This window comes from Streptomyces sp. NPDC023573, from assembly GCF_055559735.1.
Genome location: NZ_JBVHKB010000008.1, coordinates 283,069 through 300,948 on the forward strand (window position 1 = coordinate 283,069; position 17,880 = coordinate 300,948).

The window sequence follows — 17,880 nt, forward strand, 5'->3', positions numbered from 1 at the left end:
GGGCGAGGAACGTCGAGCGGCGCTGAGGAAGGTAGACGGTCCGACCGCGCAGAAGGCTGTGTGTAACGTTCTCCACCACGAAGTGAGCAACACCCTGCACCGCACCGATGGATCCGTCAAGACACGGAGCTGTAACACTGGAGCACGGGACAGTAGCCTTGTCGTCATCCAGGCGTCATTATGTAGACCGTTACACCGATGCTTATGGAATCTGGAGTGCTGACGATGGGCGGGTCCGCCGCACCGAAGCAGAACAAGCGTGTGACCATCACCGATGTCGCGCGGCATGCGGGCGTGTCCGTCGCCGCGGTGTCCAAGGTGTTGCGCAACGCCTACGGCGTGAGCCCGGGCATGCAGGAGAAGGTGCGGACGGCCATCGCCGAGCTGGACTACCGGCCGCAGGCGGCAGCTCGCGGGATGCGGGGGCGGACGTACACGATCGGCGTGCTGCTGGACAACGTCCGCAACGCCTTCTTCGCGGACATCCTCGACGGCATCCAGGAGGAGTTGCGCGACAGTGAGTACACGGTGCTGATCGGCGCGGCCGGCTTCGACCCGGATGAACAGGCGAAGACCATTCGTTCCATGGTCGACCGTCAGATGGACGGCCTGATTCTCATTGCTCCGGGGACCTCGCGCGCCGAGGTGCTGGCGACGGCGGTGGCCACCCCGACCGTCGTCATCGGCCACCACGACGGCACCGACGCTCATGATTCGGTGGTCGACGCGGACGACACGGGCGCGGGGCTGGTGGTGGATCATCTGGTGGCGCTCGGCCATCGGGACATCGCCCTGGTGTCCGCCCCCGGCACGAAGGCCAATCAGTGGAAGCGCACCCCCGAGGTCGTCCTGACCGCCGGCTACCGCTCTGCCATGGAACGCCACGGCCTCGCCGAGCGCGCGCAGGTCCATCACGCCGCGTACTCCGACGAAGGAGGCTTCAAGGCGGGCATGACTCTGCTGACGGACGAGCGCCAGCCGACCGCCGTCATGACCGGCGCCGATGTGGCCGCTCTGGGCATCTATCGTGCGGCCCACGAACTCGGGCTGCGTATCCCGGAAGACCTTTCGCTCGTCGGTTACAACAACACGGCTCTGGCCGCTCTGGCCCCCGTCCAGCTGACCAGCGTCGACCAGGCCGGGTACACCATGGGCTCTTCCGCCGCCCGCATGCTGATCGAGCGCGTGGAGGGCCGACGCGACAGGGCCATGCAGACCTCCATGACACCGCGACTGGTGGTACGGGGCAGCACCACCGCCCTGGGCGGCAGTTAGACCGTGCATGGAAGCGGTCCTGCCGTGCACCCTCCGAGATGTCTTGAACCGAGGCTCACACAGAGGACTCTGATGGACCATGAGAATGCCGTACGCCGCAGAGTGGGCATAAAGGATGTCGCGCGGGAGGCCGACGTTTCCCTCGGCACCGTTTCCAACGTGCTCAACCGCCCGGAACTCGTGGCTGGGCCCACCCGGACCCGCGTACTGGCAGTCATCGACTCGTTGGGCTACGTAAGGACAGAAGGAGCCCGGCAACTGCATGGATGGGCGGCCCGTGTCCTCGCAGTGCTCGTGCCGGATCTGGCTCACCCGTTCTTCACCGCCCTGGCCACAGGGGTGGAGCAGGCCGCCCGCGAGGCCGACCTCGGTGTGATGGTCTGCACCGGCACCCGCGACCCCGAAGAGGAGACACGCCATCTCTCCCTGATCACCTCGCACCGGATCCGCGGTGCCGTGCTGACCTCCGGCGAGGCCGTCGGGCGCACAGTGGCCGCCTTCCGGCGGAATGCTGTTCCCTTCGTCGTCGCCGACCATTACGGCCCCCAGCCCGGCGCGTGCTCCGTCGGCATCGACGATGTGACGGGTGGGTACGCCGCGGTACGCCACTTGATCGACCAAGGGCATCGCTCCATCGCCTATGTCAGCGGTCCGGAACTCCAACAGGTACGGGACCGCCGCAGGGGGGCCGTCAACGCCGTCACCCAGGCCGGACTCCAGCTCACAGCCCTGAGGGAGCTCGCCTGTGCGGACCTGACCGTGGGCGCGGGCAAGGACGCCGGGCACCGCATCCTCGGTCTCCCCCACCGCCCCTCCGCCGTCTTCTGCGCCAACGACCTGCTTGCCCTGGGCGTACTCCAGGCACTGTACGAAGCCGGGCTGAAAGTGCCGGAGGACCTCGCGGTGATCGGCTACGACGACATCGAATTCGCCGCGTCCGCCGTCGTCCCGCTCACCTCGGTGCGCCGGCCCGCGGTGGCGATGGGCCGGCAGGCCGGCCGCCTGCTCATCGAGGAGACGACCCGCGGCGCCGGCCACGAACACGCCCACGTCGTACTGCAGCCGGAACTGGTCGTGCGCCGGTCGACCCTGGCCGCGCCGGCGCGGTGACCCGGACCGGTCAGGGCTGTTCAGGAACACGGTGATGCAGCTCCCGCTGCGTTGAACGGCGCGTGAAGGGCAGCAGCGCGGCCGAGACCAGCAGGGTGACGAGTCCGAGTAGCCCGACAGCTGATGCCAGGTCGCCCAGGACTTCCTTGCCTCCCAGAAGGACCAGTGGGCAGACGAACTCACCGAGAAAGAACGCCGCCGTCCACAGTCCGGTACCGCGCCCTCGGTCGGCGAAGTCGAGCCGGGACATCGCCAGCGTCAGCAGCGAGGGCAGGAGCAGCCCCGTCCCGACGCAGTTCAACACGGCGCCCGCGATCAACACGGGGAGGCTTTCGGCGATTCCCATGACAAGGAAGCCGGCGGCACACAACAAGAAGAGTGCCGGCAGTCGACGTCGCGGCCGGTCGGTGAGCCGGGTGAAGACGATCGAGCCGACAACGGTGGCGGCGCTGGCGATCGCCGTAACCGCTCCGATGACGCCGGTGGAATCCACACCCAAGTCGTCGAGGAGGTAGGACATCTCCACAGGGACGGCGTAGAAGACAACCGCCCCGAACACCGTCAGCAGGCACAGGCCAGCCATCCGGCGCAGGGGAAAGGGCCGACGCTCGGCCTCGACGGGCTCCTCCCCGGCAACACGCTTGGCACTGGGCGCCGGTGCCGGCAGCACCCTGGCCATGACGGGGGCAAGCAGCAGACCCACCGCGTACAGCCAGAAGGGTGCACGCCAGCTGATCGCCCCGAGAGCACCTCCGCATACGAAGAAGACGGTGGCGGATGCCGACGCGCACATCGTCTGCAGGGCGAAATAGCGGTCACGCACCTTGCCGGTGTAGTAATCACCGATCAGGGTGGTGCAACAGGTCATGATGGCGGCTTCAGCGATCCCTAGCAGCACGCGGCTGACCACGATGCCGGGCAGGGAGTCCAGCCACAGCGGGACCGTTCCGAACAACGTGTACAAGATCGCCGCCACGACCAACAAGCGTTTCCGGCCGAGCCGATCGACGATGACACCCGCGAACGGGGCAAGGAGAGCCAGTGACAGCGCCGGGATCGTCAGCACCAGGGGGACCAACGCCGCGTTACCCGGTACACCCTCGAAGTGGTCCTGCATGCGAGGCAGAACCGGAGCAAGCAGCACGGCGCCGAGGATGGGCAGACAACTGCCGGCCATCAGCAGAGCAGCCGGCAGCCTGCCCGCCACAGCCGGGTGGTCATCGCGCTCACTGACAGGCGGGTCAGCAGAAACCGGCATGGCGGCACTCCAGGATGCGAGGCGGGAAGGTCGCGCCATGAAGCGGGCGAGTCCGGCTGTCGGAGATCGCGGCGCATGGGCGCGTGATGTGCCATGACTATGCGGTCCGGGCGCTGCACTTCCCACCCCCCACGGGATCCAAGTTTCGGATGACGGCGATCCAAGCCGTGGATGGCGCGATTTTTCCGGCCGGCTCTCACTGGCGACCGCAGGGACGCACACTCATCGGTCTGCGGTCGGCGCCTCGGACACGTGAGTCATGTGCCTGCCCACGCGAGCAGTCGTTTCAGGCAGCCGGACGTGGGCCGCGTCGTGGGTGTGGACCGGGTGCCAACACATCACCTCCCGCAGCGGGACCGCTTCGCGGGGTGGCTTCACCAGGTGCACGGTGGCGAGCGGGGCGATGGACCTGGTCCACGGCGCCCGCCGCGTCATCGTCCTTCTGGAGCACACCGCGAAGGACGGCAGCCCCCAGATCCTCCAGGAGTGCACGCTCCCCCTGACCGGCCGGCATTGCGTGCACCGCGTCATCGCGGATCTCTGTGTGCTGGATGTGACCGCTCGCGGCCTCGCCCTCGTCGAGACCGCCCCGGGTGTCGCCTTCGCAGATGTCAGGAGGCACACCGACACTCCCGTTCACGCGGACAGCCACACGGCCGCATGTTGCTCCCGACGGCCTGAGTCGCTGCTGACCTTTCTCTGCGGAACCGTTGACACCGGGGTAACACCCTCGCAATATGATCCGTACACCAATGATTAGCGTACTGATCATTCCGGGGCGCCCCTCGTCGCCTTCCAGCGGTGTCCTCCACTCCTCTGCCAAGGAGGCCATATGTCCGTGACCCCTGTTCCACTCCGTATCGCCGTGGTCGGCGGCGGTATCGGTGGTCTGGCCGCAGCGCTGTCCACCGCCCGCTCCGGCCACCGAGTAACCCTGGTGGAACGCGCCGCCCGGTTCGGGGAGATCGGAGCCGGCCTCCAGCTCGCCCCGAACGCTTCTCATGCCCTCGAAGAACTGGGGGTGCTCGATGCGGTCCAGCGCACCGCTGTCGCCCCGCCCCGGCTCGTGATGATGGACGCCCTGAGCGGAGATCAGGTCACCTCTCTCGATCTCCGCAGCCCTGCGTACGTCGAGCGCTTCAGTCACCCCTACCTGGTCACGCACCGCACGGACCTGCATGCCGCGCTCCTCACCGCCTGCAAGGAACACCCCTCCATCACGCTGCGCACCGGGCACACCGTTACACACGCCGAACAGGACGACTCCGCGGTACACCTGCACTTCGCCGAGACCACGACGGAGCTGACGGCCGACGCGGTCGTGGCGGCGGACGGTCTGCACTCGCGGCTGCGCCATGCCTTGGTCGGCGACGGCGAGCCTGTCTGCTCACGCTACGTGGCGTTCCGTGGAGCCCTTCCCGCCCACAAGATGACCGGCCGGATGTCACAGCACGCCGCTTCGGACGCGGTGATGGTCTGGGCCGGACCTCGCATGCACCTGGTGCAGTACCCGGTACGGCGCGGCGAGCTCTACAACCAGGTCGCGGTGTTCGAGAGCGACCACTACACACCGGATTCCGACGCCTGGGGCACCGAGGCCGAGCTCGAGGAACGCTTCGCGGGAACCTGCCAGGCCGTGCGTGACGCCCTGCCCCTGATAGCGCGGGACCGGCGCTGGCCTCTGTTCGACCGTCTCCCCATCGACAACTGGGTGCACGGCCGGATCGCCCTGCTCGGTGACGCCGCGCACCCGATGCTGCAGTACCTGGCCCAAGGCGCCTGTCAGGCACTGGAAGACGCGGTCGCCCTCGGAGGGGCTCTCGGCCGGTTCACCGACCCTGCCGACGCCTTCGCGGCGTACGCCGATCAGCGCCGCGAGCGCGCGGCCCTCATCCAGACCAACGCCCGCCGCTTCGGCGAGATCTGCCACCTGGAGGGCATGGGCGCCACCCTGCGCAACCAGCTCTTCGCGTCACGCGGGCCCGACGACTTCGACGACGTCTCCTGGGTGTGGACGCCGTCCCCGGCCACCGTCCCCATCCCGTGATCCAGCAACCGCAGGAGGACACCATGACGACCGACGAACTCGCCTACAAGGCCCTGCCCGGCCTGGGTGCGGCTCCGCTCTGGCGCTTCTACGGGAACCTGTTCCCCGCCCAGCCGAAGAGCCGCGCCGTTCCCTACCGCTGGAGCTGGCAGGAACTGCGGCCCCTCCTGCTGCACTTCTCCCGGACCCTCTCGCTGGAAGAGGCCGAACGCCGCGTCCTCATGCTCGTCAACCCCGGCCTGACCGACCCCCCGGCCACCGTCAACACGCTCTACGCCGGACTGCAGGTCATCCTGCCCGGCGAGACCGCGCAGGCCCACCGGCACACATCCAACGCCTTCCGCTACATCCTGGAGGGCAGCGGCGCGTGGACGACCGTCAACGGCGAGCGCGTCTTCATGGAGCCGGGCGATCTGCTCCTCACCCCGGGATGGCACTGGCACGACCACACCCACGAGGGCGACGCGCCCATGATCTGGCTCGACGCCCTCGACTACCCCCTGGTCAACGCCCTGGAAGCCGGCTTCTACGAGAAGTTCCACCAGCGCCTCCAGCCCGTCACACGAGCGGACGACGCGGGCAGCAGGCAGTTCCTCCACGGCAGGCTCAATCCCGTCTGGCTCTCGCAGGACGGGCCCCACTCCCCCGTCACCCGTTACACCTGGCAGGAGACCCAGCGGTCACTGGAGGGCATCGCCGACACGGCCGAGGGAAGCGACGTCGACGGCATCGTCCTGGAGTACACCAACCCCTGGACGGGCGGCCCCGTCATGCCCACCATCGGCTGCCGCGTCCAGCGCCTGCGCCCCGGATTCCAGGGAGCCGGCCGTCGCCACACGGCCTCCACCATTTTCAACGTCGTCCGCGGTGAGGGCGCCACGATCGTGGACGGCGTACGGCTGGAGTGGGCCGAGCACGACACCTTCGCCGTGCCCGGCTGGGCCTCCTACCGTCATCTGAACGCCTCCGCCTCCGACGACGCGGTCCTGTTCTCGTACAGCGACGAGCCCGTCATGCGCTCCCTCGGCCTCTACCGCGCCGAAGACGCCGACCCCGGCGCCTGATCTCCCCACCCGACACCTCACAAGGAGGCCACCATGCGTCTGGCCCTGTTCAACAAGGGACGCCTCGGAATCGTCGACGGCGACGACATCGTCGACGTGACCGAACAACTCACCGGAAACGGCACCCCCGGTGCGGCCGGTGCGCTGCACCAGCACATCGAGACCGTCGCACGCGACGGAGCAGTACAGGTCGACCTCACCGGCTGCGCTCGCGTTCCGCTCGACGAAGCGGACATCGAAGCCCCCCTGCCCCGGCCCGGAAAGGTCGTCGGCGCACCGGTCAACTACCTCGACCACAAAGCCGAGATGGCCTACACCACCTCGGTCGCCGACCTCGGGGTCTTCCTCAAGGCCAACTCCTCGGTGATCGGACCGGGTCAGGACATCGTCCTGCCCTACACCGACAAGCGCACCGACCAGGAAGGCGAGCTCGGCGTCGTCATCGGACGCACCGCCAGTCACGTCGACGCGAAGGACGCGCTGGATCACGTCTTCGGTTACACCTGCGTGCTGGACGTCACCGTGCGCTCCGGCGAGGACCGCTCCACGCGCAAGTCGTTCGACACGTTCACACCGATCGGGCCCTGGATCGTGACCGCGGACGAGATCCCGGACCCCGACTCCCTCGACCTGCGCTGTGATGTCGGGGGCGCCACCCGGCAGCGCACCAACACGGCCGATCTGATCTTCGGGGTCGCGGAGCTGATCGCCTACACCTCGTCCGTCATGACACTCCACCCCGGCGACGTGATCGCGACAGGCACGCCCGCCGGAGTGGGACCTCTCAGCCACGGGGACCGCGTCGTCCTGGAGATCGACCGGGTCGGCCGCCTCGAAGTGGGTGTCGACGGCTCCCGGGCCACCCCGTACGGGCAGCGCCCCGGGCGACGGGACCGCTGAGGGAAGGTCGCGCACAGGGTGGTGCCGCGCACTCCTAGACTCCATCCAGACCGGCTGTCTCTCGGCCGGCACCACCTGGACAACGGACGGAGGGAGCACCGTGGCGCGCGCGCTGGAGCTGCCCAACTACATCGGCCATCTGATCCGCCGTGCTGAGCAGGTGCACACGGCCCTCTGGAGCCAGCACGTGTCCCGGGAGATCACCTCCCAGAAGTTCGCCATCCTCAACGCGCTGAGCCGGGACCCCGGCGTGGACCAGCGGACTCTCGGACGCCTCACCTCGCTGGACCGCTCCACGGTCAACCTGATGATCCGCCGCCTGACCGACCAGGCGCTCGTGAGCCAAGTGCGCGACGAGGAAGACCGCAGGCGAACCCTGCTGAGTCTCACCGACGAGGGGGCCGCACTGCTCGATTCCCTGATCGCTCCGGCGGAACGGATCAACGAACTACTTCTCAGATCACTTCCCGAGGGCGAACGGGCGATAGCCGTTGACATCCTCAGCAGACTCGCCTCGCTGGATGAGGAGTCACTCCGCGACGGAGCATGAGACCTGCCAGGGCGTCCTTCGAATGTCGGACGAGCGCATCACGGCGGAGACGTGTCACACATTGGCATGCGACCGCCCCAAGGCGGCTGCCCGGCCGAGCCGACGGCCCGATCAGAAGCCTGCACCGGCTACCGGCACGGGCCCCGTCATCGGCCGCGCCCTGCCGATCCTCGGCGCCTTCAGCGCCGACCATCCGTACCTGTCACCGAGCGACCTGGCCCGCCGAGCGGGCCTGCCCGTGTCGACCGTTCGCCGCATGCTGGGAGAGCTCTACGCCTGGGGAGCCCTGGAGCGGGACGCGCAGGGACGCCACCGCGTAGGACTGCGGCTGTGGGAGGTCGGATCGCTCGCGCCCGCAGCCAAGGGATACGCGAGCACCCGCTGCCTCACCTGCACGACCTCTCCGGCCTCACCCGCGAGAACGTGCACCTCGCGGTCCGCGACGAAGCCAAGGTCGTCTTCGTGGAGCGCATCGGCGCCGACGGCGCCGTGCCCACTCCGACACGGGTAAAAGGGCGGCTCGCCATCACTGCCACAGGCGCAGGACTCGTACTGCTCGCCCACGCCCTTGATGGCCCGGCCGATCCGGCGGCACACCCCGAACACCCTGACCGGCCATGTCCAGCTCAGGAGGGCTCTCGCCCAGATCCGCGTGTGTGGATACGCAGTGAGTGACCGGCAACTGTCCGTGGACACGCCAAAGGCGTCCGTCCGCCGGCTGTCCACCGGAGCGCGTCTCATCAAGGCCGCTGGTGCTCGTCCGCCTGCGCCGGTGGGGCGGCCGATGCTGATTGTCGACGACGCGCTGCACGGCGGCGCGGCTTCGGCCTTCCCGCCTGACGCCTTCTGCCCGGGAGACGTCGCGGCTCCGGCGCCTGAGCGGGCAAGGACGGGGCGGGGAGGACGTCGAGAGTGAACTCCCGAAGGTAGGGGTCTTGCCCACACACTCGCCCAGTGGCGGTTGAAGGCCCCGGACGTGGTCGCTGACGCCGGCTACGGCGTCAGCACCCCGTCTCGGCTCTGTCTCAGCGGTGGGCGGAGACCGGCCGGCGGATCGAGCACGAGTACCGCGAACTCAAAGACGGCCTGAACCCGGACCATTTCGGCCTGGTGCGTAGGCACCAGGACATGTGCGTGGCTGGTCCGGACGCACCAGGGCAAGACGGCGGCGGGGAACGATGCCCGGCGGGGCGCCGCAAGGAAGTGTTGGAGGCGTGCGAATCCCACGCGTTTCCCTTGCCTGGCGGTGTCTGGAGTGATCAGCAGATGGCGACATTTCTTGACCGCATCGGTTGCTGGGTCTTCCTGCGGTGCCGTCACGACGCGGCGGGTCGACTCGGTCGGCGGACTGGCCGGGCAGTTCATCCCGCCGACGGGCCGGCGCGATCTGTAGCCCCCGTCGGTGTGCGCGCCACGGGAACGCAGCGCACACATCCAGCAGGTTCACGCACTCGCTCACAACCAACGACGAAAGGACGTCCGTGCCCGTAGCCGGGGTTTCCCCCACGCGTATCGGAAAGCCGGCGATCGGTGCCCTCGGCTTCTTGGCACTCGCCCTCGGCACCCTGCAGTCAGTGGTGGAGCCTGCGCTCCCGCTGCTGCGACGTGAGCTGGGGGTGAGTAATGGCGATGCGGCACTGATCGGCAACGCGTTGCTCATCACCGGCGCCGTCATCACGCCTGTCGCAGGCAAACTTGGCGACCGCTACGGAGGAAAGCGAGTGCTGGTCTCGCTGATGGCCGTAGTGTCGGCCGGTGGTCTGCTGGCCGGCCTGGCACCGAACTTGCCGCTGTTGTTACTCGGTCAGGTGTTGCAGGGCGTCATGGTGGGTGCGCTGCCCCTTTCATTCATCCTCGCGCGCAAGCACCTTTCGACAGGAGAGTCACAGGCGGCGATCGGGGTGGTCGTCGCACTGTTCACAGGTGGCGGCATGGTGGGAATGCTGTTTGCAGGGCGGGTCGCGGAAGGAATGTCCTGGCATTGGATGTTCGCGCTGCCAACGTTCGTGATCATAGGGACGACGTCGGCCGTGATGTGGCTGGTGCCGCACGATCCGCCGATCGCGTCGGACAACAGGATCGACTGGCCTGGCGTTTCTCTGCTGAGCGCCACATTGCTCGCGTTCATGCTCGGGTCGAAGGCGGTGACGGAGGACGGCGGCGTGTCGCCGCCTGCGACAGGTGCCATCGTGGTGGGCGTGGCCGCACTCGCCACCGCATGGGTCTGCGTCGAGCGCAGGGCAGCCTCGCCGATGGTCGATCTACGCATGCTGGCAAAGCCCGCAGTGCGAAATGCGTTTGGGCTCACCTTCGTCATAACCGCCAGTTTCGGGATGGTGGGCTATCTCTTCCCGCAGATGTTCGGGGCACCGGCCGACGGGTACGGCTTCGGAGCCGACACCACCGACATAGGAATGCTCCTGCTGCCCGGCGCTGTCGCCGGCTGCGTAAGCGATTCGATCGGCGGGGTCGCGGCGCGGCGCTTCGGTACGCGCACCGTAGTCACCGTGGGAGCCGCCGTCACTGTGGCCACGATGATGGCCCTCACGGTGCTGCCCACCGCGGAATGGCAGCTCGCCCTCGCCAAGGTGCTGATCGCATTCGCCGCGGGCATCAGTACGACGGCCTTGCTTGCCAGTACCGCCACCGGCGTGGAGACCAAGGACATCGGCATCGCTACCAGCCTGCTCACGGTGACCCGCGTGATCGGCACCGTTCTGGGCGCCCAGATCGCCGGCGCGATCCTCGATGCCTGGGCCGATCCGGTGACGGGTCTGTCGACCGAATCGGCCTTCGCCACAGCCTTCGCAGTCACCGGCCTCGTCGCCGCGTTGTCCTTGCTCATTGTCCGCAACATGACGAAAGAGGGAACCCAGGCATGACACATACCGGTCTGTCGACGGACATGAGTACTACCGCGAAGCGCACGGTTCTGGTTTCCGGGGCCAGCATTGCCGGACCTGCGCTGGCGTACTGGCTGAGCCGGTCCGGGTTCGCCGTCACCGTGGTGGAGAAGGCAAGCACACTGCGCGACGGCGGATATCCGATCGACATCCGCGGTACTGCGACAGAGGTGGTCCGGCGGATGGGAATACTGCCGCGGCTGCAGGACGCGCACATCCACTCACATCGCTGTACCTTCCTCAACGCCGATGGCGGTGAACTGGCTGTCCTCAGCCCGGACTCCGTTGTCGGCAGTGTCAAGGGGCAGGACCTGGAGGTGCGTCGTGGGGACCTGGGCACGATCCTCTACTCGCTGGTTCGTGATGACGTGGAATTCCTGTTCAACGACTCCATCGACACCCTCGACCAGTCCGGACAAGGGGTCGACGTCGCTTTCCACCGAGGGCAACAGCGCAGATTCGACCTGGTGATCGGCGCCGACGGTCTGCACTCACACACCCGGGGTGCACTTTTCGGCCCCGAAGCACAGTTCCACCGCTACCTCGGCTACTGCTTCGCCATATTCACCATGCCGAACACCTTCGGGCTCTCTCGCGAGCTCGTGATGTGGAACGCGCCGGGGAAAGCCGCGGCCCTCTACGCCGTCGGGGCCGACAACGAGTTGCACGCCTTCCTGAACTTTCACCGGCCGGAACCGCCGTTCGATGCCCTCCGGACCCCCGACGCCCGACGGGACCTGTTCGCCACCGCCTTCGCAGGCGCGGGATGGGAGGTCCCTGGGATGGTCGACGCCATGCGCGACGCGGACGACCTGTTCTTCGACACGGCCGGTCAGATCCACCTGCCGCGCTGGTCCAGCGGCCGCGTCGCGCTCGTCGGAGATGCCGCGTATGCACCCTCGTTCCTCACCGGACAGGGCTCGAGCCTCGCACTGGTCGGCGCCTACATGCTCGCCCACGCCCTGGCGACGAACCGGGACCACACTGTGGCCTTCGCCGCCTACGAGCGTGACGTTCGCGAGTTCGTCGCCATGAATCAGGCACTGGTCGCCAACGGTGCCGCCACGCTCTTCCCCACCACGGTGCGGGCACTGGAGCAACGCAACACCATTCTGCGCGGCCTGACCACCATGCCCTCCGCGACCGCGCGACCGGCCCACTCAGCCCTCACGCTGCCCGATTCCACTTCGATGCCCTGACCGGGTACTCCGGCATTTCACTTTCATGCCTGGCCATGTGTGCCCTCGGGAGGGCAGGCGGCTGGTGGCACATCAGGGGCGGTCCCGTGAGACCGCCGCTCCAACGAACGGATCGCGAAGCTGCAGGGACGCCGTGAACCTGCGCACTCGTTTCCGCGATCCAGTGCTGCGCCGCACACCTTCGCCGGTTGCTGGGCCGCTTCGCCGGAACGGGAAGTGACATCGCACGGGACGGCACACCCCGGGCACAGGCCGGGCGTCCCGTTCGGAGATGGGCGGCCGAGCACGAAGTCGATCTTCTGGATGCGGAACATCGCCACATCCAGCGCGCCCAGGTCCTCCCGGCCCCGTTCGGTGTTCAGCCTGAGCCGCTCCGTACCGGATTACGGCAAACGGTCGGTGCCGCCGTCGTCGGTGGTGCGGGCCAGGCCCGTTCGGTAGGCGATGACGACGAGTTGCGCCCGGTCGCGGGCCTGGAGCTTCGTCATGGCGCGCTGTACGTGGGCGCGGACGGTGAAGGGGCTGAGGAACATCCGCTCGGCGATCTCCGGGTTGGACAGGCCGGTCGCGACCAGCGCCACCATCTCGCGTTCGCGCGGGGTGAGTACGGCGAGCCGTTCGAGGTGGTGCGGCGGGGCGTCGTCCGGTGTGGCCAGGAAACGGGCGACCAGGGAGCGGGTCGCGGCGGGGGACAGAAGGGTGTCGCCGTCGGCGATCGCACGCACGGCGTCCAGGAGGTCCCCGGCGCCGATGCCCTTGCCGATGAAGCCACCGGCCCCCGCGCGCAGCGCCTGTGCGACATGCTCGTCGGTCTCGTACGTGGTGAGGATCAGGATGCGGCTGGCACGCAGTTCCGGGTCCGCGCAGATCTCCGACGTGGCGGTGAGACCGTCCACCTCGGGCATACGGATGTCCATGATCACCACGTCCGGGCGCAGTTCCCGGGTGAGCCTCACCGCCTCCCTGCCGTCGGCGGCCTCGCCGACCACGGTGATGTCGTCGGCGCTGTCGAGAAGCAGGCGGAAGGCACTGCGCAGCAGGGCCTGATCGTCGGCGAGCAGCACCCGGAGCGTCACGGCGTACCCCCGGTCTCCCGGTCGCCCGTCCTTTCGTCACCTGTCGATTCGCCGGTCACGCATCCCTCGGTGGTTGTTGCTTCGCCGGTCCCCCGCGTCGGGCCTTTGCCAGGCGGCAGGGGCAGTTGGGTGGAGACGAGGAAGCCGCCCTCGGGGCGCCCGCCCGCCCAGAGGTGCCCCCCGACCGCGGTGGCACGTGCACGCATCCCGATCAGCCCGAAACCGGGCGCCCGGCCCCCCGCCGTGGACGTAGCGGATCGCGTGAAGGCGGTCGATGTCGTACGGGCGCCGGCTCCGTCGTCGGCGACGGTAATGGTCACACGGTCGCGGTTCCAGGCGAGGCGCACCCGGGCGCTGCCCGTACCGGCATGCTTGGTCACGTTGGTCAGGGCCTCCTGAACGATGCGGTACGCGGTGAGGTCAACCCCCGGCGGCAGCGGCCTGACCGTGCCCTCCTGATCCATCGACACCTCCAGACCCGCGTGGCGGAACGACTTGAGGAGCGTGGGCAGCCGCGACAGCCCGGGCGGCGGTTCTGCCGGCGCGTCCGCGTCCCCGGACTGACGCAGCAGACCTACCGTGGCCCGCAGGTCGTCGAGCGCGTCGCGGGTGGTCTCGACAAGTTCCTTCAGGCTCTTACGGGTCTGCTCCGGGCGGGTGTCGAAGAGGTGGGACGCGACCGTGGCCTGCGCGTTGGCCAGGGTGATCTGATGGGCCACGAGGTCGTGCAGTTCCCGGGCGATGCGTACCCGTTCCTCGGCCACTCTCCGGCGCGCCTCGCTGTCCCGGCTCTTCTCGGCCCGCAGGGCCCGCTCTTCCACGGCTGCCAGGTAGGCTCGTCGGTTCTGCACCGACTGACCCAGTACGCCGGCCACCAGCGGGAACGCCGCCACCGCTCCTACCCTGCTCGCGTCCTTCCACGAGAGGGCACCGAGCAAGGGGGTCGAGGCGACCAGCAGTGCCACGGAGATGAGCGCCACGGCGCTCGCCGCGCGCCGTTCGGTGCGCGCGGCGAGCGAGTAGGAGTAGGCGGTGATCGCGGCGGGGGCCACGATGAGCGGGCTCAGCAGGAGGCCCAGGAGCGGAGCCAGTACGCCGCTCGCGGTCGTGACCGCCATGGCGGCCAGGGGCGCCCGGTGTCGCACCGGCAGCACCGCGCAGGACACCACGGCGATGAAGTAGGCGGCGGCGGACGGCGGCGACAGCGTGCGGCCGTCGTCCTGCACCACGCCGCCGAGCAGACAGAGTGCGAACGCCGTCGTCGTGATCGCCGCCTCCCGCCCCCACGTGCCGCGTGGTCGCGGGCCACCGCCACCCGTGTTCGCCATGGCCGGCTCAACTCCGGCCGACGGCCGGCCGCCGCGCCGCTGCGTCCAACTCGGCTGCGGGGGAAGGGACATGCCTGCCCAGTGCCTCACCATCGATATCCACATTCGGCAACACGCGGTTCAGGATACGGGGCAGCCACCAGGCCCGGTGGCCGAGCAGTGCCAGGCCCGCGGGGGCGATGACCGCCGCCGCGGCCATCACACGTCCGCTGTGCCGGAAACCGCTGCGATCACGTCGTCGGAAGCCGTCCGCAGCCTTTGGCTCAGGGCTCTGTCCAGTTTCTTGCCGACAGGGCGGAACAGCGGGGAATGAACCCGGCCGGCTCACGGTTGCCATAACCGAATCCGATTCGGATAACGGAAGGACAGCCATGACCGACTCGTCGCAGCGGGACGCACTCCTGGTAGCCCGCTACGGGCAGCAGGCGACGCCGGAGAACATCATCTGGAACGAGCAGATCGCAGCGCTGCTCGCGCATCGCTCAGTACGCGCCTTCACCGACGAGCCGCTGCCCGACGGCGCTCTGGAGACGGTGGTGGCAGCCGCCCAGTCGGCGTCCACATCGTCGAACCTTCACCAGTGGAGTCTCGTGGCCGTCTCGGACCCGGAGACGAAGGCCGAGCTCGCGAGGCTGACGCACGGCGTGGAGTTCACCGGGTTCGAGTTCGTCGCCCAGGCCCCCAGCGTGCTGTTGTGGGTAGCGGACATGTCGCGCAACCACGCGATCAGCGTCGAGTTGGGCAGCAAGCCCGTCGTCACCGACTACGTCGACGCCTTCCTGATGGCGTCGATCGACGCGGCCCTGGCTGCCCAGAACGGTCTCGTCGCGGCAGAGGCGATCGGTCTGGGAGGCGTGTACCTGGGCTCGCTGCGCAACCATGCCAAGGAGCTCGCCGACCTGATCGGACTGCCCTCGAACGCCTATGTCGTGTTCGGCATGGCCATCGGCACCCCGGACCCGCACCGCCCCAGCGCGATACATCCCCGCCCGGCGCAGGACGTCGTGCTGCACCGCGAGCGCTACCGGAAACGGCCGACCGAGGAGTGGATCGAGGACTACGAGACCGCGTTCAAGGACTTCCGCGCCGAGTACGGACTGCGTGACAAGACATGGAGCCATTCCGTCGTGGTGGGCATGGGCCTGGACTACATGGACGGGCGTGAGAACCTGCGCCGTACGCTGGAGGAGCGCGGTTACCTGCTGCGCTGAAGGGCAATCGACAGGAAGTGGGACACCGGGCGTGGCCAGGCCGAAGACGCCGCTGTTGTCCGCGACACGGATCGCGGACGGCGCGATCGAGCTCGTCGACCGCACCGGTGACATCCAGATGGTTCAGCTGGCCCGGCACCTCGGCGTCGCCCCGTCATCGCTCTACTCCCATGTCACAGGCCGGGCGAAGGTCATCGACCTCGCCCGGCTGCGGATGCTGGAACGTATGGAACCCGTCGGACCCGCGCACGACTGGCGCGAGGCCGTCGCCAATCTCCTGCGCCAGCTCACCACCCTGTACGCCAGGCACCGACGCATCCTGCCACTCCTCTCCACCACCGCCGTGGCCTGCGACCGTGCCATCGCGGTTTACGAGCCGATGTTCGCCGCGCTGATCGAAGGGGGCTTCCGGCTGGACCAGCTACGCCTCGTCGTCGCCATGGTCGAGTTCCAGGCATTCGGTCTCGCCCAGGGACTGCCGGCGCCGGCCATGTCCGACCACATCCGCAAGACCCTTCCCGCCTACACCGCGTCGGTGGACCACTCGAGCTACGACCTGGCCACCGCGACCGAGTTCTCCGTGGCCATGGTCATCGGCGGGCTGGAAGCGATCCTGACCCACCCCGGTGGGCCGTGACGCACTCCGGCACAACCACGGCCGTCACATCTGCCGGCGTCGCAACGTAGTTGCGCGGTGCTTCATCCACCCGACGAAGACGCTCCGAGCGTCGAGTGCCCCTCGGCCACCTGGCGGCTGTCCGTCCCAGGTGCTGCACTGCCTGGCCCCCGTGGGGGCCCCACACCGTCGACACCGCATGCCGTGGAAACCGTCCCGCCCCGAGCGGCTACGGGCAGCTCGGGGCGGGACGACGGGCGGCCGCGTTCCGGCGGCCACCGGCGTGGATCAGGCGCCGGCTCCGAGCAGCCGCGCGACGTCGATGAGGCGGTGGGAGAAGCCGGACTCGTTGTCGTACCAGCCGAAGACCTTCGCGTGGCGACCGTCGCCGGTGACCGTCGTCAGCTCGGAGTCGAAGATGCAGGACGCCGGGTCACCGACGATGTCGGAGGAGACGAGCGGGGCATCCGTGTAACGCAGGACCCCGGCCAGCGGGCCGGCCGCCGCCTCGGCGAAGAGCCCGTTGATCTCGTCGACCGTGGTCGGCCGCGACAGGTACACGGACAGGTCGGTCAGTGATCCGACCGGTACGGGGACACGCAGAGACAGGCCCGCGAGCCGGCCGTTCAGCTCGGGCAGGACGAGGCCGATGGCCTTGGCGGCACCGGTCGACGTGGGCACGACGTTGATCGCTGCCGAGCGGGCACGCCGGGGGTCCTTGTGCGGACCGTCCTGGAGGTTCTGGTCCTGCGTGTACGCGTGCACCGTGGTCATCAGCCCGCTCTCCACACCGAGCCCGTCGTGCAGCACCTTGGCGAGCGGCGCCAGGCAGTTCGTCGTGCACGACGCGTTCGAGACGATGTGGTGCTTCGCCGGGTCGTAGTCGCCGTGGTTGATGCCGTAGGCGAGTGTGATGTCCTCGTTCGACGCGGGAGCCGAGACGAGGACCTTGCGCGCTCCCGCCTCGAGGTGCGCGGCGGCCTTCTTGCCGTCGGTGAAGATGCCGGTGGACTCCACCACGACGTCGATGCCGAGCTCGCCCCACGGCAGCTTGCCCGGCTCACGCTCCGCGTGGACCGCGACCTTCCTGCCGTCGATCACGAGGGAGTCACCGTCGACCTCGACCTCGGCGTTCAGGCGGCCCATGGTGCTGTCGTACGAAAGCAGGTGTGCGAGGGTCGCCGCGTCCGTGAGGTCGTTGACCGCGACCACTTCAAGATCGGTTCCATGGGTGAGCGCGGCGCGCAGGAAGCCACGCCCGATGCGGCCGAATCCGTTGACGGCGATCTTGATGCTCATGTGTCTGTCTCTTCTCTGTCTGTACGAATGCCTCGCGTGCGGCG

At 68.6% G+C, this 17,880-nt stretch carries 15 protein-coding genes and 3 pseudogenes; 13 read left to right on the forward strand and 5 right to left on the reverse strand.

What is annotated here, in order from left to right; genetic code table 11:
• Positions 1-204 precede the first annotated feature (204 nt).
• On the forward strand, positions 205-1,275 hold the full coding sequence (locus tag ACZ32T_RS25890; protein WP_467369266.1) for a LacI family DNA-binding transcriptional regulator: 1,071 nt from the start codon (positions 205-207) through the stop codon (positions 1,273-1,275).
• 72 nt (positions 1,276-1,347) lie between these two features.
• Positions 1,348-2,385, forward strand: a complete 1,038-nt coding sequence (locus ACZ32T_RS25895; RefSeq protein WP_467264628.1) for a LacI family DNA-binding transcriptional regulator — start codon at positions 1,348-1,350, stop codon at positions 2,383-2,385.
• A 10-nt stretch (positions 2,386-2,395) separates the two neighbouring features.
• On the opposite strand, the gene ACZ32T_RS25900 is transcribed toward ACZ32T_RS25895, so the two are convergent.
• The gene (locus tag ACZ32T_RS25900) at positions 2,396-3,643 is read right to left on the reverse strand and encodes an MFS transporter (RefSeq protein ID WP_467369268.1); all 1,248 of its coding nucleotides are present in this window, start codon (positions 3,641-3,643) and stop codon (positions 2,396-2,398) included.
• Positions 3,644-4,040: 397 nt separating this feature from the next.
• Between ACZ32T_RS25900 and ACZ32T_RS25905 the strand changes: the two are divergent.
• From ACZ32T_RS25905 to ACZ32T_RS25945, 9 genes and pseudogenes are all read left to right on the forward strand, one after another.
• Positions 4,041-4,283 (forward strand): annotated as a pseudogene (locus tag ACZ32T_RS25905) (CoA-transferase); the annotation flags it as partial.
• Positions 4,284-4,475: 192 nt separating this feature from the next.
• On the forward strand, positions 4,476-5,690 hold the full coding sequence (locus ACZ32T_RS25910) for an FAD-dependent monooxygenase (protein WP_467369270.1): 1,215 nt from the start codon (positions 4,476-4,478) through the stop codon (positions 5,688-5,690).
• A 23-nt stretch (positions 5,691-5,713) separates the two neighbouring features.
• On the forward strand, positions 5,714-6,754 hold the full coding sequence (locus ACZ32T_RS25915) for a cupin domain-containing protein (RefSeq protein ID WP_467264620.1): 1,041 nt from the start codon (positions 5,714-5,716) through the stop codon (positions 6,752-6,754).
• A 33-nt stretch (positions 6,755-6,787) separates the two neighbouring features.
• Positions 6,788-7,654 carry a fumarylacetoacetate hydrolase family protein gene (locus ACZ32T_RS25920; protein WP_467264618.1) on the forward strand — a complete coding sequence of 289 codons (867 nt, stop codon included), beginning with the start codon at positions 6,788-6,790 and terminating at the stop codon, positions 7,652-7,654.
• Between the two features lie 100 nt (positions 7,655-7,754).
• On the forward strand, positions 7,755-8,204 hold the full coding sequence (locus ACZ32T_RS25925) for a MarR family winged helix-turn-helix transcriptional regulator (protein WP_467369273.1): 450 nt from the start codon (positions 7,755-7,757) through the stop codon (positions 8,202-8,204).
• Positions 8,205-8,226: 22 nt separating this feature from the next.
• Positions 8,227-8,490 (forward strand): annotated as a pseudogene (locus tag ACZ32T_RS25930) (helix-turn-helix domain-containing protein); the annotation flags it as partial.
• Between the two features lie 44 nt (positions 8,491-8,534).
• Complete coding sequence (locus ACZ32T_RS25935; RefSeq protein ID WP_467369275.1) at positions 8,535-8,879, forward strand: IclR family transcriptional regulator domain-containing protein; 345 nt, start codon at positions 8,535-8,537, stop codon at positions 8,877-8,879.
• An 806-nt stretch (positions 8,880-9,685) separates the two neighbouring features.
• On the forward strand, positions 9,686-11,086 hold the full coding sequence (locus ACZ32T_RS25940) for an MFS transporter (protein WP_467369277.1): 1,401 nt from the start codon (positions 9,686-9,688) through the stop codon (positions 11,084-11,086).
• A complete protein-coding gene (locus ACZ32T_RS25945; RefSeq protein WP_467264610.1) occupies positions 11,083-12,306 on the forward strand; it encodes an FAD-dependent monooxygenase in 1,224 nt (407 codons plus the stop codon). The genes ACZ32T_RS25940 and ACZ32T_RS25945 overlap by 4 nt, the downstream gene beginning before the upstream one ends.
• A 383-nt stretch (positions 12,307-12,689) precedes the next feature.
• Here the strand turns inward: ACZ32T_RS25945 and ACZ32T_RS25950 are convergent, their stop codons facing one another.
• The 3 genes and pseudogenes from ACZ32T_RS25950 to ACZ32T_RS25960 form a co-directional block, all read right to left on the reverse strand.
• Entirely contained in the window at positions 12,690-13,382 is a 693-nt protein-coding gene (locus ACZ32T_RS25950; RefSeq protein ID WP_467264608.1) for a response regulator transcription factor, read from the reverse strand.
• Entirely contained in the window at positions 13,379-14,710 is a 1,332-nt protein-coding gene (locus tag ACZ32T_RS25955) for a sensor histidine kinase (protein WP_467369280.1), read from the reverse strand. Before ACZ32T_RS25955 ends, ACZ32T_RS25950 begins: the two co-directional genes overlap by 4 nt.
• Before the next feature lie 7 nt (positions 14,711-14,717).
• Positions 14,718-14,933, reverse strand: a pseudogene (locus ACZ32T_RS25960) (hypothetical protein); the annotation flags it as partial.
• 148 nt (positions 14,934-15,081) lie between these two features.
• Here ACZ32T_RS25960 and ACZ32T_RS25965 point away from each other — a divergent pair.
• Positions 15,082-15,921 carry an NADPH-dependent oxidoreductase gene (locus ACZ32T_RS25965; RefSeq protein WP_467264604.1) on the forward strand — a complete coding sequence of 280 codons (840 nt, stop codon included), beginning with the start codon at positions 15,082-15,084 and terminating at the stop codon, positions 15,919-15,921.
• Between the two features lie 31 nt (positions 15,922-15,952).
• A complete protein-coding gene (locus ACZ32T_RS25970) occupies positions 15,953-16,558 on the forward strand; it encodes a TetR/AcrR family transcriptional regulator (protein ID WP_467264602.1) in 606 nt (201 codons plus the stop codon).
• Positions 16,559-16,825: 267 nt separating this feature from the next.
• On the opposite strand, the gene gap is transcribed toward ACZ32T_RS25970, so the two are convergent.
• Complete coding sequence (gap, locus tag ACZ32T_RS25975; RefSeq protein WP_467264600.1) at positions 16,826-17,836, reverse strand: type I glyceraldehyde-3-phosphate dehydrogenase; 1,011 nt, start codon at positions 17,834-17,836, stop codon at positions 16,826-16,828.
• Between the last annotated feature and the right edge of the window lie 44 nt (positions 17,837-17,880).

Excerpts from the sequence above, each read along its gene's own strand:
- ACZ32T_RS25890 (WP_467369266.1), top strand. The coding sequence starts at position 205 with ATGGAATCTGGAGTGCTGACGATGGGCGGGTCCGCCGCACCGAAGCAG.
- ACZ32T_RS25900 (WP_467369268.1), bottom strand. The coding sequence starts at position 3,643 with ATGCCGGTTTCTGCTGACCCGCCTGTCAGTGAGCGCGATGACCACCCG.
- ACZ32T_RS25955 (WP_467369280.1), bottom strand. The coding sequence starts at position 14,710 with ATGGCGAACACGGGTGGCGGTGGCCCGCGACCACGCGGCACGTGGGGG.
- ACZ32T_RS25910 (WP_467369270.1), top strand. The coding sequence starts at position 4,476 with ATGTCCGTGACCCCTGTTCCACTCCGTATCGCCGTGGTCGGCGGCGGT.
- ACZ32T_RS25920 (WP_467264618.1), top strand. The coding sequence starts at position 6,788 with ATGCGTCTGGCCCTGTTCAACAAGGGACGCCTCGGAATCGTCGACGGC.
- ACZ32T_RS25965 (WP_467264604.1), top strand. The coding sequence starts at position 15,082 with ATGACCGACTCGTCGCAGCGGGACGCACTCCTGGTAGCCCGCTACGGG.
- gap (WP_467264600.1), bottom strand. The coding sequence starts at position 17,836 with ATGAGCATCAAGATCGCCGTCAACGGATTCGGCCGCATCGGGCGTGGC.
- ACZ32T_RS25945 (WP_467264610.1), top strand. The coding sequence starts at position 11,083 with ATGACACATACCGGTCTGTCGACGGACATGAGTACTACCGCGAAGCGC.
- ACZ32T_RS25895 (WP_467264628.1), top strand. The coding sequence starts at position 1,348 with ATGGACCATGAGAATGCCGTACGCCGCAGAGTGGGCATAAAGGATGTC.
- ACZ32T_RS25915 (WP_467264620.1), top strand. The coding sequence starts at position 5,714 with ATGACGACCGACGAACTCGCCTACAAGGCCCTGCCCGGCCTGGGTGCG.